We start from the raw sequence: 13,350 nt of genomic DNA, 5'->3' as shown, positions 1-13,350 counted from the left end.
CTCAAGTCGGCGTGGTTGAAAATCGTGCGAACGCCGCGGCGACGGCCATGTACACCTCGCGCCGGAACGGCACCACGAGATCGGCGACGCGGTCGAGCCGTTCCCAACGCCATTGGTCGAATTCGGCCGGCTGCCCGTTGCGCGGCGTCAGCGGGTCGATCTCGTCGTCGCGCCCGGTGTAGCGCAGGGCGAACCATTTCTGCCGCTGGCCGCGGAATTTTGCGAGGCGATGCGAGGGCGGACCGTCATAGGGCGGAAACTCGTAAGTCATCCAGTCGGTTTCACCGAGATGCTCGGCGCTGACTGCGCCGGTCTCCTCCCAGAGTTCGCGCATCACGGCATCGCGCGGGTTCTCGTCGGCGTCGATGCCGCCCTGCGGCATCTGCCATTCGAGACCGGGGAGGATGATCTCGGGTCCATCGTCGCGAAAGCGCCGGCCGATCAGCACCTGACCGGCGGCATTGAACAGGGCGATCCCGACATTGGGGCGGTAGGGTTTTGTATCTGTCATCGAAGGTTGATGCGTTTGGCGTCATTCCGGGATGGTCCGAAGGACCAGATCACAGATGCGCAAACTGCGCATCGGGGAATCTCGAGATTCTCCGCTGTGCAATAGCACATCGTAGTTCGCTCGCTTCGCTCACGCCCCGGAATGACGGATACATTACTTGCCCGCGAGGCCGGAAAATTCCTTCACCACGCGTTCATAGACCGGCCGCTTGAACGGCACGATCAGATTCGGAAGATTCTTCATCGGCTCCCAGCGCCAACTGATGAATTCGGCCTTGTGGCCGCCGCCGGGGCTCGCGACATTGATCTCGCTATCCTTGCCGGTGAAGCGGACCGCAAACCATTTCTGGCGCTGCCCGCGGTAACGGCCCTTCCAGGTCCGGCCGGCCACGGTGCGCGGAATGTCGTAGATCAGCCAGTCGGAGACCTCGCCGAGCTTCTCCACCGATCGGACGCTGGTTTCCTCGTAGAGCTCGCGCTTCGCCGCCGCCCAAGTGTCCTCACCGGGGTCGACGCCGCCTTGCGGCATCTGCCAGACGTGCGTCTCGTCGACATGCTCGATGCCTCCGGCGCGGCGACCGATGAAGACCAGCCCCGCTGCGTTGATCAGCATCATGCCGACGCATGTCCGGTAAGGCAGGTCTTCGTAGCGCGCCATTCCGTCAGGTTTCCTACACACAGTTCGAGCGATCAGGCGGGCGAAGCCGGCAATGCCGGATCGGCGCCATCAGGTTGATCCCTAGCCTGATTTTGATTTCAGCATCGCCGTTGTCAATGGCACAAGCAGGATGCCACGGTTCTCGAGCGTCTTGATCCAGGCGGCGATCCGCTCGATCGAAATCGGCAGGGCAGAGGCGACGCCGACGGCCAAGCCGCGTTCCTTGGCCAAGGTTTCGAGCTTGAGCAGCGTCCGGTCGATCTCGGCCGAGGTCGGCACCGCGTCGATGGTGAAATCGGCCTTGGTGAAGGGCATCGCCTGACCCGCCGCCAATGCGGGGGCGGCGCTACGCGGGGTGGAGCCGTCATCGAGATAGCCGAGGCCGCGCTTGGCCGCCTCGCGGAGGATCGGCTGCATCACGGCGTCCGTCGCCACGAAGCGCGCGCCCATGAAGTTGGCGATCCCCGCATAGCCCTGGATCCGGCTCATATGCCAATACAGACGGTCGATATTCTGCTCGGGCGCCAGCGTCGTCAGCAGGGTCTGCGGGCCGGGATCGTTGTCGGGATAATCGAACGGCTCCATCGGGACCTGCAGCAGGATCTCGTGGCGTTGCGCCCGCGCGCGCTCGGCGAGTTTCGTCGGGTCGGCCCCGTAGGGCGTGAACGCCAGCGTCACGGCGGGCGGCAACTTCATGATGGCATCAACCGTCTTGGCGGCGCCGACACCGAGGCCTCCAACGACGATAGCGACAACGGGCATTTTGGCGGCCTTCGCGCGGTCGGCGTCGGCGGCATAGACCGTAAACGGCTTCAGGCCGTCGGCAACCACCGGGATCATGCCGTAGCGCGACTTCTCCAGCAGGCGCGGATCGATGCCGGCCATCGCGGTTGCGGGCGCTGTCTCCGCATCGTTGTTGTTGCCGGCATCGCCGCCGATCACGACGTCCTGCCGCTTGCCGCTGGATCCGTCGATGATGGTGACAGTCTTGTTCTCGCCGGCCGCAGTCTGTTTGGGCGCGGATTTCGCAGCCTGCTCGACGGGACCGGACGCGGCCGCGGTGGCTTTCTCGTCAGCCACGGGCGTCTTGCGCATGGCGACGTGCGCGACCGGCTCGCCGCCAAAGGGATTGTCCGTAAACAGGGCGATGGTGGCAAAGCCGACCAGGAACAGGCCAAGCAGCACGGCCAGTGCCTGCATCGCGGTGAACGGCAGCCGGAACCGGCGCTTTTTGCGCTTGGTTTCCTGTCCGAGCGGCGTGCTCAGCTCGTCGGCCGTTTCCGTCATGGACCTCCCCGAATCAACCGCGCCGACGATACCACGATGGACCGGATTCGAACGCTCGCGACCCGCTCAAAAGCCGTCCACCCCGGGATGCCGCGGGGGATAGTTGGAACCGGCAAAAAAAGGGCGGCCCGAAGGCCGCCCTTTTTCACGGGAATTGACTTAGGTTCGAACAGACTTGGGTTCGATCAGTTCGCCGCCTTGGTGGCGGGCTTGTCGATCGCCGCCTTGTCGCCGGTCGCGGGCGCCGCGGTGGCGGTAGACTTGATGCCGTGCAGCAGGTCGGCCGCGGTCTTCAGCGCCTTGTCGTCCTTGGCGTCCGGCGGCACGTAGGATTGCGAGCCGGTCTTCTCGTCGCCGTCGTTCTTCAGATGGCCGCGGAGCGAGGCTTCGCCCTTGGTGTCGGTACGCGACTTCAGCTCGTCGGGGACGTCCTGCAGCACCTCGATATCGGGAACGATGCCTTTGGCCTGGATAGATTTGCCCGACGGCGTGTAATAGCGCGCGGTGGTCAGACGCAGCGCGCCGTTGCCGCTGCCGAGCGGGATGATGGTCTGGACCGAGCCCTTGCCGAAAGAGCGGGTACCGATCAGCGTCGCGCGCTTGTGGTCCTGCAGCGCACCCGCCACGATTTCGGAAGCGGAGGCGGAGCCACCGTTGATCAGCACGATCACCGGCTTGCCCTTTGTCAGGTCGCCGACATGCGCAGCGCGGCGCTGGGTTTCCTCGGCATTGCGGCCGCGGGTCGAGACGATCTCGCCGCGCTCGAGGAAGGTGTCGGAAACCGTCACCGCTTCCTCCAGCAAGCCGCCGGGATTGTTGCGCATGTCGATGATGAAGCCCTTCAGCTTGTCGGCGCCGATCTGATTCGTCAGATTGCCGATCTCGCGCTTGAGGCCCTCGGTGGTCTGTTCGTTGAAGGTCGTGATGCGGATATAGGCGATATCTTCGCTTTCGACGCGGGCGCGCACCGAGCGGACGCGGATATTGTCGCGTACCAGCGTGACTTCGATCGGATTGTCCTGGCCCTTGCGGATGATCTTGAGCCGGATCTTGGTGTTGACCGGCCCGCGCATCTTCTCGACGGCCTGGTTGAGGGTGAGACCCTGCACGGCTTCGTCGTCGAGATTGGTGATGATGTCGTTGGCCATGATGCCGGCCTTCGACGCCGGCGTGTCGTCGATCGGGGACACGACCTTGATCAGACCGTCTTCCATCGTGACTTCGATGCCGAGGCCGCCGAACTCACCGCGGGTCTGCACCTGCATGTCGCGGAAGCTCTTGGCGTCCATGTAGCTGGAATGCGGATCGAGACCGGCCAGCATGCCCGAGATGGCGGACTCGACCAGCTTGGAATCGTCCGGCTTCTCGACGTAGTCGCTGCGCACGCGCTCGAATACATCGCCGAACAGATTGAGCTGGCGATAGGTATCCGAGGTCGCCGCACGCGCGACCGATCCCATCAGCACAGAACGAGGCTGCGTCACGAAGAGCGTCAATGCTGCGCCGGTGGCGGCGCTGAGGAGAATTACTGAAGTCTTGCGCATCATCCGCGAACCTTTTCGCCTTCATTTGCGGCCCACCATGGGCCTGGATCGATTGGAGTGCCGTCCTTACGGAACTCAACATAGAGCACGGGCTGACTCGCGGTGGTGGCGAGAATGGATGCAACCTGGGATGTCGACCCCATGGTCGCGACCGGCTCCCCCGTAAGTACAAACTGGCCGATGTTAACCGAAATGCGCTCCATCCCGGCGATCAGGACATGATACCCGCCACCGGCATTGAGGATCAAGAGTTGTCCGTAGCTGCGGAACGGCCCGGCGTAAACAACCCAGCCGTCACACGGGGTTGTGACCTGGGCACCGGCCCGGGTTGCCAAGGAAATGCCTTTTTCGACGCCACCCGCGCCGTCGGAACCGCCAAAATCGCGAATCTTGCGGCCATTGACCGGCAGGGCGAATAATCCCTTGGCGGAGGCAAAGGCGATCGCCGGGCTGAGCCGGGCAGGATCCTTCAGTGCCCCCAGATTGGGCTTGCCACCGGGGGTCACCGGGGCCCCCTTCAGGCTGGCGGTGGCGGCCGCCTTGGCGGCGCTTTTCAGGTCCTGCTCCAGCTTGGCGATCAGGCCCTGCAAACTGTCGACTTGTTTGGACAGGGTGATGGCGCGCGCGGCTTCCGCTTCCATGTCTCGTTCGATCGCGCTCTGCTTGCGCTGCCGCTCCTCGACCAGCGCGGCCATCCGGACCTGATCGTCTTTCAACTTGTCACGGTCGAGCGCCAGCGCATCGCGCTCGGTGGCGATGGTCTTGCGGAGCGCGACGAGTTCGCCGAGATCGTTGGCCAATCTTTCCGCGCGACCGCGGAGCTCGGGCACAACAGATCCGAGCAGCATGGCGGTGCGGAGCGATTGCAGCGCGTCTTCCGGGCGGACCAGCAGCGCCGGCGGTGTGCGCCGTCCAGCACGCTGCAGCGCGGCCAGCACCTCGATGATCTCGGCGCGGCGCGAGTCGAGGGAGCCGCGAATCTGCTGCTCACGGCTGTCGAGCGGACGCAGCCGCGCTTCGGCGTCGCCGATGCGCGTTTCCACGCCGCGCACCTGGGCGGCGATGTCGATCAGCTGCGCGTTGAGCTTGCTGCGGTCCTGCCCGATCGCTGCGATATCAGCTTTAAGCTTCTGCTGCAGCTCGGCGGCCTTCTTCTGCTGCTCGCGCGCGGCTTCCAGTTCCTGCTCGCGTTCCTTGATAGCTTCGGGGGAAGGCGCGGCGGCTTGTTGGGCAGGCAACTGCTGGGCAGGCGCTTGCTGGGATGGTGCCGGCTGTGCGGGCGCCGTCACCTGCGCGGCCGCCGGCGAAATCGAAAGACCCATCAGGCTTGCGGACAACAGCACGACGCAAAGCGGAACACGCGACGCCAACGAACCATCATGGCCGATGGCGTCAGCGCGTACTTGAATGTCCCGTGTTGTGTGCATCCAGTTATTCAGCGCTCTCTATTCACGCTACCGTGCCTAAGCGCGGTGATAGGGGTGGCCCGACAGAATCGTCGCGGCCCGGTAAATCTGTTCCAGAAGCATGACGCGGACCATTTGATGCGGCCAGGTCGCCGAGCCGAACGCAATGCGCAGCTTGGCTCTGCGCTGCAAATCGGGCGAAAGTCCGTCCGCGCCGCCGATTGTGAAAATTGTGTTGGCGACAGCTTCGTCACGCCAGCGGCCGAGCTGCTGGGCGAAGCTTGCGCTGTCGATGCTCTTGCCGCGTTCGTCGAGCGCCACCAGCACGCATTTCTCCGGGATCAGCGCTGAAATCGCAGCCGCCTCGTCGGCGATCCGGGTCGCGGCGTCGCGCGCGCGGCTTTCCGGAATTTCATGAATCTCGAGGCCGCGAAAGCCGAGCTTGCGGCCGATGTCCTCGAAGCGCTCGCGATAGCGTTCGGCCAGTTCCCGCTCCGGGCCCTGTTTCAGCCGGCCGATGGAAACGACGACGATCTTCATTCAAAGCATGCCGCGCAAAAAATGCGTCAAATCGTTTACTCGCGCGCCAACGGCGCACGCACGCTACATGCGCTGCAGCCGATTCGCATCGGCTCAAAAACTCAGATCGCCTTCGCCGCCGCCGGGTTTTGCGTCCACAATCTTTCCAGATTGTAGAATTCGCGCACCTCGGGTCTGAATACGTGCACGACCACATCGCCGGAATCGATCAGCACCCAGTCGCAATTGGGCAAGCCCTCGACATGGATGCCTTTGATGCCGGTTTCCTTCAGGGCCTTGGTGACGTTTTCCGCGATCGCGCCGACGTGCCGGTTGGCCCGGCCCGTGGTGACGATCATGTAGTCGGAAAAAGCCGATTTGCCGCGAAGGTCGATGGTGACCGTTTCTTCCGCCTTCATATCGTCGAGGCGGGAGAGGATCATATTCAGCGTCTTGTCGGCGTCGGGTTGCGCCTTCAAGGCCGCAGCTTTGGTCGATGTTTTGCGGGCGGTTTTTGCAGCAGGCTTTGCAGGAGTCGCCTTTGCAGGAGTCTTGGAAACCTTGGGCAAAACAGACTTGGACAATACAGATGTGGCCAGGGACCATTCCTTTCACTGTATCGCGAACGCCGAATCCTTGGCGCCCACGGGCTATATTAGGCATGTGGGGTTAACGGTTTCAATATTCCAGTGAGCCCCAAAGCTGACTTTCAAGGCTCACTTCGTCCTCCAGCTTCCGTCCGAGTTCCGAAGGCCGGTCGAAGACAGGTTCAGTTTCATGCCGGTGAGGAAAGCCCAGGCGGGGGTCTGCTGATCCGCCAGCCGGGCGGCCTGATTCTCGGGCAGGCGGTAGCGCGCCAGCGCCTGTGCGGCAGGGGCGGCAAGCGCCCGGAAACTCTGTGGGGGGCGGTCGATCACAGCGATCGGCACCTCGGACGCGATGCGCCGCCAATCCTTCCAGCGATGGAACTGCGCAAGATTATCAGCGCCCATGATCCAGACAAAATGCACACCGGAGACGCGGCGCCGCAAATGGATGATCGTATCGACAGTGTACCTGACGCCAATGACAGCTTCGAGACAGCTGATATCGATGCGCGGATCGTCGGCGACTTTCCGCGCGGCATCGGCGCGTTCGGACAGGTCGTGCAGCCCGCCATTATCCTTCAACGGATTGCCCGGTGTCAGCAGCCACCAGACGCGATCGAGCTTCAGACGCTTCAGCGCGAACTGGCTGATGGCGCGGTGCGCCGCGTGCGGCGGATTGAACGAGCCGCCGAGCAGGCCAACGCGCATGCCGTTGGTGTGGAACGGGATCGCTTGCGAAACGGATTGCGGCGGCATCAATGCCGCCACTGCGCGCGCGGGGTTTTGCTCGAAAGCGTCGTTAGGGTCACGGCCGCGTCTGCCCGGTGCCGTGGACGCGATATTTGAAACTGGTCAGTTGCTCGGCGCCGACAGGGCCGCGGGCGTGGAATTTGCCGGTGGCAATGCCGATCTCGGCGCCGAAGCCGAATTCGCCGCCATCGGCGAATTGCGTCGAGGCGTTGTGGAGAACGATGGCCGAGTCGACCTCGCTGAGGAATTTCTCGGCGGCATCGGCGTCTTCCGTCACGATCGCATCGGTGTGGTGCGAGCCGTGATTCTGGATATGCGCGATCGCGTCATCGAGCCCATCGACAACTTTCGCCGCGATGATCGCGTCCTCATATTCGGTGTCCCAGTCTTCGTCGGACGCGGGTTTCACCCTGCTGTCGACGCGCTGCACGGCGGCGTCGCCGCGCACTTCACAGCCGGCATCGATCAGCATTTCGACCAGCGGCTTGAGGCTGACAGACGCGCCGGCCCGATCGACCAGCAAGGTCTCGGCGGCCCCGCAAACGCCGGGGCGGCGCATCTTGGCATTGAGCACGATCGACTTCGCCATTTCGAGCTTGGCGGTGTGATCGACATAGACGTGGTTGACGCCTTCGAGATGTGCAAACACCGGCACGCGCGCTTCGGCTTCAACGCGCGCGACCAGGCTCTTGCCGCCGCGCGGCACGATCACGTCGACGCCGCCGTTCAAGCCGGTCAGCAGCAGGCCGACGGCCGCGCGATCACGGGTCGGCACCAGCGTGATCGCGGCCTCGGGCAGACCGGCTTCGCGAAGGCCCTGCACCAGGCAATCATGGATCGCGCGGCAGGAACGGAAACTGTCGGAGCCGCCGCGCAGGATCACGGCGTTGCCGGATTTCAGGCACAGCACGCCGGCGTCGGCGGCGACATTGGGGCGGCTTTCGAAGATCACGGCGATGACGCCGAGAGGCACCCGCACGCGCTCGATGGTCATGCCGTTGGGGCGCTGCCAGCTTTCGGTGACGGCGCCGATCGGATCGGCAATCCCGCGCACGGTCGCGACACCCTCGGCCATCGCTTCGACCCGGGCCGGCGTCAGCGTCAGGCGATCGATGAAGGCCGAGGTCGCGCCGCCGGCGCGCACTTCGGCGACGTCCTCGGCATTGGCGGCGAGGATATCAGGCGCGTGGCTGCGGATCGCGGATGCGATGGCGTCGAGCGCCCGGTTCTTCTGGTCGGGCGAGGCGAGCGCCAGCACCCGCGCAGCAGCGCGCGCGCGGGAAGCGAGTTCGGTCATCAAAGCGGGTAAATCGGCGTTGCCGTCGATGGCTTTCAGCGGCGCAGTCATGGCGGTCCCAAACATCAGGCAGGTATCAGGTTAAGGCCATGTCCTAGCACGGAAATCCCGCTTTTGCGAGGTGCGGAGCCGGCATGGCTGGTGGGCTGGGCAGGGCGGAGAGGTCGGCCACTGGCCTATTTGGCCGGAACGGTCCCCGCCGGCCCCACCACCAAATCGTCGCGGTGGATCATTTCGGCCCGGCCGCTGATGCCCAGAATGGCCATTACATCAGGGGAGGAGCGGCCTTTGATCTTTTCGGCGTCCTCGGCGTCGTAGGCGACGAGGCCGCGGCCGATCTCATGGGTATCCGGGCCGCGCACCACCACGGCGTCGCCGCGGGCGAACTGGCCGTCGATCCGGATCACACCGGCCGGCAGCAGGCTTTTTCCCGCGCGCAACGCGGTGACCGCACCGGCGTCGATGGTCAGCGTGCCCTTGGGCTCCAGCGATCCCGCGATCCAGCGTTTTCGCGCCGTGACGGGGTTGGCCGGTGTCAGGAACCAGGTGCAGCGGCCGCCGTCGGCGATGGCTTTGAGGGGATGTTCGATCTTGCCCGACGCGATCAGCATGTGCGTCCCGGCGGTGGTCGCGATCTTCGCAGCCTCGATCTTGGTGTACATGCCGCCGCGCGACAACTCGGATTCGGCGGCCCCCGCCATCGCCTCGATTTCCGAGGTGACGGATTCGACGATCGGAATCAGTTTGGCATTGGGATTGGCGCCGGGCGGCGCGTCGTAGAGGCCGTCGATATCGGACAACAGGATCAGCAGATCGGCGCTCGCCATGGTGGCGACGCGCGCGGCGAGACGGTCATTGTCGCCGTAGCGGATCTCGTTGGTGGCAACCGTGTCGTTCTCGTTGATGACGGGCACCGCGCGCCATTCCAGCAGTTTGGCGATGGTGGAGCGGGCGTTGAGATAGCGGCGCCGCTCCTCGGTGTCCTGCAGCGTCACCAGGATCTGCCCGGCCCCGATGCCGTGATCGCCGAGCACTTCCGACCAGATCCGCGCCAGCGCGATCTGTCCGACCGCCGCCGCGCCTTGGCTTTCCTCCAGTTTTAACGGCCCGCGCGGCAGCTTGAGGCGGCTGCGTCCGAGCGCAATTGAGCCCGACGAAACCACCAGCACATCGCGGCCCTCGCCGTGGAGTTTGGCGATATCGGCGGCAAGGGCAGCCAGCCACGACGCCCGCACCTCGCCCGCATCGGAATCGATCAGCAGCGACGAGCCGACCTTGACGACGATACGGCGAAAACTCTTGAGCGCGGGGCGTTTCATGGATTGAGGTCTTCGAATGCTCTGGAAGGGGGCTGTTTTGCAGCAGGACGCGGGCCGGTGCAAGCGACCCAGCACCGTATGAGCTATGTTTCAATGGTGGCCCCAGTCTGGTGTAATGGGGCAAATCTTGCGGGGGGAAGATAAATGGATCGTCGGTCGTTTTTGGCGGGATGTGCTGGACTGTCATTGGTCGGTCGCACGGGCGAGGCGCTTGGCCAGTCCGGCCCGCTGACGAAGATCATTTTCCCGTTTGCGGCGGGCGGCAGCGGCGATGCGCTGTGCCGCCTGATCGCGCAGTATCTCGGGCCTGCGCTCGATCGCAACGTGATTGTCGAGAGCCGTACCGGGGGCGACGGGTTGATCGGTATCCGGGCAGTGAAGGGCGCGAGCCCCGACGACGCCACCGTTCTCGTGACCACCGGTCCCACCATGTATCTGCTGCCGATGGTCGAGACCGCGCCAAGCTTCGATGCGGCGAAAGATTTCGTGCCCGTATCGCAACTTGTTCGCTTCGAGTTTGCCATCGCGGCGAGCTCCGCGATTGGCGTCAAGGATTTTAGGGAATTGGTGGCTTGGCTGAAGGCAAACCCTGCAAAGGCGACCTACGGCGTGCCGGGCAGCGGCAACATCCCGCATTTCACCGGTTGGCAGCTCGAGCAGGTGCTCGGCCTTTCGATGACCAAGGTGCCGTACCGCGGCTCCGCGTTAATCGTGAACGACCTGATCGGCGGCCATTTACCGTTCGGTATCACAACAGTGTCAGATGCGATCGCGCAGCATCGCGCCGGGGGATTAAAGATCGTTGCGATTGCCAGTGCCACGCGCTCGTCGTTCTTGCCGGACATTCCTACTCTGAAGGAAAGCGGCGTCGATCTGGTGGCCGATGCCTGGTACGGCATGTGGCTGCCGGCGGGCAGCTCGCCGGACTTCGCGAAAAAGGTCAGCGCCGCGGTTGCCGAGGTGCTGACGAAGCCGGATGTGAAGGAGAAGCTGCTCGCGATAATGCTTATCCCGGTCGGCTCGACACCGGAGGAATTGACGCAAAGGCTCGCCGCCGACACCGCATTCTGGCAGCCGATCGTGAAGGCAACCGGCTACAAGATCACGAATTGAGGCTGGCGCGCACTGATATCGGTTCGAGGACTACCCTCATTTCGCTCCGGCCTTTTCCAGGATGGCCACCATCTCGCGATAGCCGTGACCTTTCGCGAGTTTGAGCGGTGTCGCGCCACTGCCGTCCGGAATGTTCACGTCGGCGCCGGCCTCGACCAGGGCGCGCAGCGTCTCGGTGTGGTTCCTGCCGCCGTCGCCAAGCACGATGGATTCGATCAGCGCGGTCCATTTCAGATTGTTGACGTGATCCAGCGGTGCCTTCGCGGCGATCAGCATTCGCACCACTTCAGCATGGCCAAGATGAGCTGCCGCGATCAGGGCCGTGCCGTCGTAGCGGCTGGTGACGGCCTTTGGGTTGCCTCCGCCCTCGATCGCGATTCGGAGCATCGGCACATCGTTGGCGACCGCCGCGATCGTGATGATGTCGTAACGATCGATCTCAAGCTTGTTGGGATCGGCGCCGAGCCGGATCAGGGCGCGGGCGGCATCGTGCTTTTTCAGGTAGACGGCGACGTGCAGCGGCGTTCGTTGCCGGCTGTCGGTCGCTTCCTTGTTTTCATTTGAGCCGATGCGCTGTTCGATTTCGGCGATGTCGCCGCGGGCGGCGGCGGCATGCAGGCCGCCATAGGCACGCACTTCCGTCTCGGTCGGGGCGATCTGGGCGGAGGCGGGCAGGGTGGTCACGAGCGCGAGAAGCAGGGCAGCGAGGACATGCATGGGAGAGCCTCCCGGCGCTATTGCGTTGCAATCCGCTTGCGGATCGCGGCGAGCTCCGCCTCGTCCCAGATCCCGATCAGTACGCCGTTCTTGACCTGAAGCTGGTTCTCCGCGTAGGCGGCGATCTTCGCGTTCGGCGTGGTGATGTGCATCTTGGGATGCAGCGCCCAGTCGAACAGCGCCGCCTGCAGCCGCCCGATCACGTCAGCGCATGACGGATCTTCGCCGCGATCGACAAATTCCTGCGGATCGCTTTCGAGGTCGTAGAGCATCGGGCGGAAGCCTGAGGCCTGAACGTATTTCCAGCGGCCGTCGAACGCCATGAACAGGCGGCATTGTTCGATCGGCTGGTTCAGCTTCAAGCGAACGTCCTGCATGCAGTAATCGTACTCGGAGAACGCCACCTTGCGCCAATCGGCGGGAGTAGCGCCGTGCAGCAGGGGCATCAGGGAGCGGCCTTCGAGAATATGATCCGGCGCCTTGCCGCCGAAATACTCGATGAAGGTCGGCGCCAGATCGATCGCCTCGACCAGCGCATCGCTGACAGTGCCGCGCGTCGCGTCGGCCTCGCGTGACGGATCGATCACGATCAGCGGAATTTTGGCGGATTGATCGTGGAACAGATCCTTCTCGCCCATCCAGTGGTCGCCGAGATAGTCGCCATGGTCAGAGGTGAACACGATCATCGTGGTGTCGAGCAGGCCGCGGCTCTCCAGGAACTGCATCAGCACGCCCATCTGGTCGTCGATCTGCTTGATCAGGCCCATATAGGTCGGGATGACTTTTTCCCGCGCCTCGTCGCGCGCCATGTTGCGCGAGTAGCGCATGTCCATATAGGCGGCGAACACCGGATGGGCTTCCAGACGCTCCTTCTCCGAGCGTACCGCCGGCAAGATGTCGGCGGCGCTGTACATGCTGGCGTAGGGCTCGGGGGCGATATAGGGCCAATGCGGCTTGATATAGGACAGATGCAGGCACCAGGGACGTCCGTCCGCTTCGGCCTCTGTGATAAAATCCATCGCGCGGCGGGTCATGTAGGGCGTTTCGGAATGCTCTTCGGAAACGCGCGCGGCCTTGTCGGCGTGCACCAATAGCCAGCCATTCTGCAGCGCGCCGTCGTCATCCGCGCCTGAATTGGCCCAGTGCTCCCAGGGATTGGTGGCCTCATAGCCCTGCTCACGAAGATAATTGTCGTAACGCGGGCGGGGCCGGTTATCGGGATGCAGGCCGTCGTCGCGTTCATAGGGCTCAAAACCGCATTCCGACACATGCACGCCGATGATGGAATCCGGCGCGATCCCGAGCGCCTTCAGGCCTTCGATGTCAGGGGCCATGTGGGTCTTGCCGACCAGCACGTTGCGGACGCCGATCTTGTTCAGGTGATCGCCGAGCGTGGGCTCGCCCACCCGCAGCGGCCAGCCGTTCCAGTGCGAGCCGTGCGAGCGCATGTAGCGGCCGGTGTAGAACGACATCCGCGAGGGGCCACAGATCGGTGACTGCACATAGGCTTTTGAAAAGCGCACGCCGCGTTTCGCCATCGCATCGATGTTCGGCGTGGTCAGCGTCGGGTGGCCGGTACAGCCCAAATAATCATAGCGAAGCTGATCGCACATGATCCAGAGGACGTTCTTGGGCTGCGGCAT

At 64.0% G+C, this 13,350-nt stretch carries 13 protein-coding genes; 1 reads left to right on the top strand and 12 read right to left on the bottom strand.

All coding sequences use genetic code 11. The features are described 5' to 3' along the window. Window position 1 precedes the first annotated feature (1 nt). From JQ600_RS00205 to proB, 10 genes are all read right to left on the bottom strand, one after another. Window positions 2-511, bottom strand: coding sequence for an RNA pyrophosphohydrolase (locus tag JQ600_RS00205; protein WP_212267718.1), 510 nt, complete (start codon window positions 509-511; stop codon window positions 2-4). Between the two features lie 153 nt (window positions 512-664). Next, window positions 665-1,168 (bottom strand): RNA pyrophosphohydrolase, encoded by a 504-nt coding sequence (locus JQ600_RS00200; RefSeq protein ID WP_212267721.1) that lies wholly within the window; start codon window positions 1,166-1,168, stop codon window positions 665-667. Window positions 1,169-1,249: 81 nt separating this feature from the next. Next, on the bottom strand, window positions 1,250-2,455 hold the full coding sequence (locus JQ600_RS00195) for a divergent polysaccharide deacetylase family protein (protein WP_212389384.1): 1,206 nt from the start codon (window positions 2,453-2,455) through the stop codon (window positions 1,250-1,252). Between the two features lie 185 nt (window positions 2,456-2,640). Then, window positions 2,641-4,002, bottom strand: coding sequence for a S41 family peptidase (locus JQ600_RS00190; RefSeq protein ID WP_212267728.1), 1,362 nt, complete (start codon window positions 4,000-4,002; stop codon window positions 2,641-2,643). Then, on the bottom strand, window positions 3,999-5,321 hold the full coding sequence (locus JQ600_RS00185) for a murein hydrolase activator EnvC (protein WP_212389502.1): 1,323 nt from the start codon (window positions 5,319-5,321) through the stop codon (window positions 3,999-4,001). The genes JQ600_RS00190 and JQ600_RS00185 overlap by 4 nt, the downstream gene beginning before the upstream one ends. A gap of 141 nt (window positions 5,322-5,462) precedes the next feature. Next, window positions 5,463-5,945 carry a 23S rRNA (pseudouridine(1915)-N(3))-methyltransferase RlmH gene (gene rlmH, locus JQ600_RS00180; protein WP_212267731.1) on the bottom strand — a complete coding sequence of 161 codons (483 nt, stop codon included), beginning with the start codon at window positions 5,943-5,945 and terminating at the stop codon, window positions 5,463-5,465. 101 nt (window positions 5,946-6,046) lie between these two features. Then, a complete protein-coding gene (rsfS, locus tag JQ600_RS00175) occupies window positions 6,047-6,403 on the bottom strand; it encodes a ribosome silencing factor (protein WP_212267734.1) in 357 nt (118 codons plus the stop codon). A 237-nt stretch (window positions 6,404-6,640) separates the two neighbouring features. After that, entirely contained in the window at window positions 6,641-7,267 is a 627-nt protein-coding gene (locus JQ600_RS00170; protein ID WP_212389383.1) for a nicotinate-nucleotide adenylyltransferase, read from the bottom strand. A gap of 49 nt (window positions 7,268-7,316) precedes the next feature. Beyond that, window positions 7,317-8,609 (bottom strand): glutamate-5-semialdehyde dehydrogenase, encoded by a 1,293-nt coding sequence (locus JQ600_RS00165; protein ID WP_212389382.1) that lies wholly within the window; start codon window positions 8,607-8,609, stop codon window positions 7,317-7,319. Window positions 8,610-8,734: 125 nt separating this feature from the next. Beyond that, window positions 8,735-9,877 carry a glutamate 5-kinase gene (proB, locus tag JQ600_RS00160; RefSeq protein ID WP_212389381.1) on the bottom strand — a complete coding sequence of 381 codons (1,143 nt, stop codon included), beginning with the start codon at window positions 9,875-9,877 and terminating at the stop codon, window positions 8,735-8,737. 144 nt (window positions 9,878-10,021) lie between these two features. On the opposite strand from proB, the gene JQ600_RS00155 reads away from it, so the two are divergent. Then, window positions 10,022-10,990 (top strand): Bug family tripartite tricarboxylate transporter substrate binding protein, encoded by a 969-nt coding sequence (locus JQ600_RS00155; RefSeq protein ID WP_212389380.1) that lies wholly within the window; start codon window positions 10,022-10,024, stop codon window positions 10,988-10,990. A 36-nt stretch (window positions 10,991-11,026) separates the two neighbouring features. Here the strand turns inward: JQ600_RS00155 and JQ600_RS00150 are convergent, their stop codons facing one another. Beyond that, window positions 11,027-11,707, bottom strand: a complete 681-nt coding sequence (locus JQ600_RS00150) for an ankyrin repeat domain-containing protein (RefSeq protein WP_212389379.1) — start codon at window positions 11,705-11,707, stop codon at window positions 11,027-11,029. Window positions 11,708-11,724: 17 nt separating this feature from the next. Continuing rightward, window positions 11,725-13,350 carry an alkaline phosphatase family protein gene (locus JQ600_RS00145; RefSeq protein ID WP_212389378.1) on the bottom strand — a complete coding sequence of 542 codons (1,626 nt, stop codon included), beginning with the start codon at window positions 13,348-13,350 and terminating at the stop codon, window positions 11,725-11,727.

The sequence above is a fragment of the Bradyrhizobium sp. AUGA SZCCT0176 genome, from assembly GCF_018130145.1.
Lineage (GTDB): Bacteria > Pseudomonadota > Alphaproteobacteria > Rhizobiales > Xanthobacteraceae > Bradyrhizobium.
Note: the sequence above shows the minus strand (reverse complement) of the source record. Positions and strands in the feature narration are given on the sequence as shown.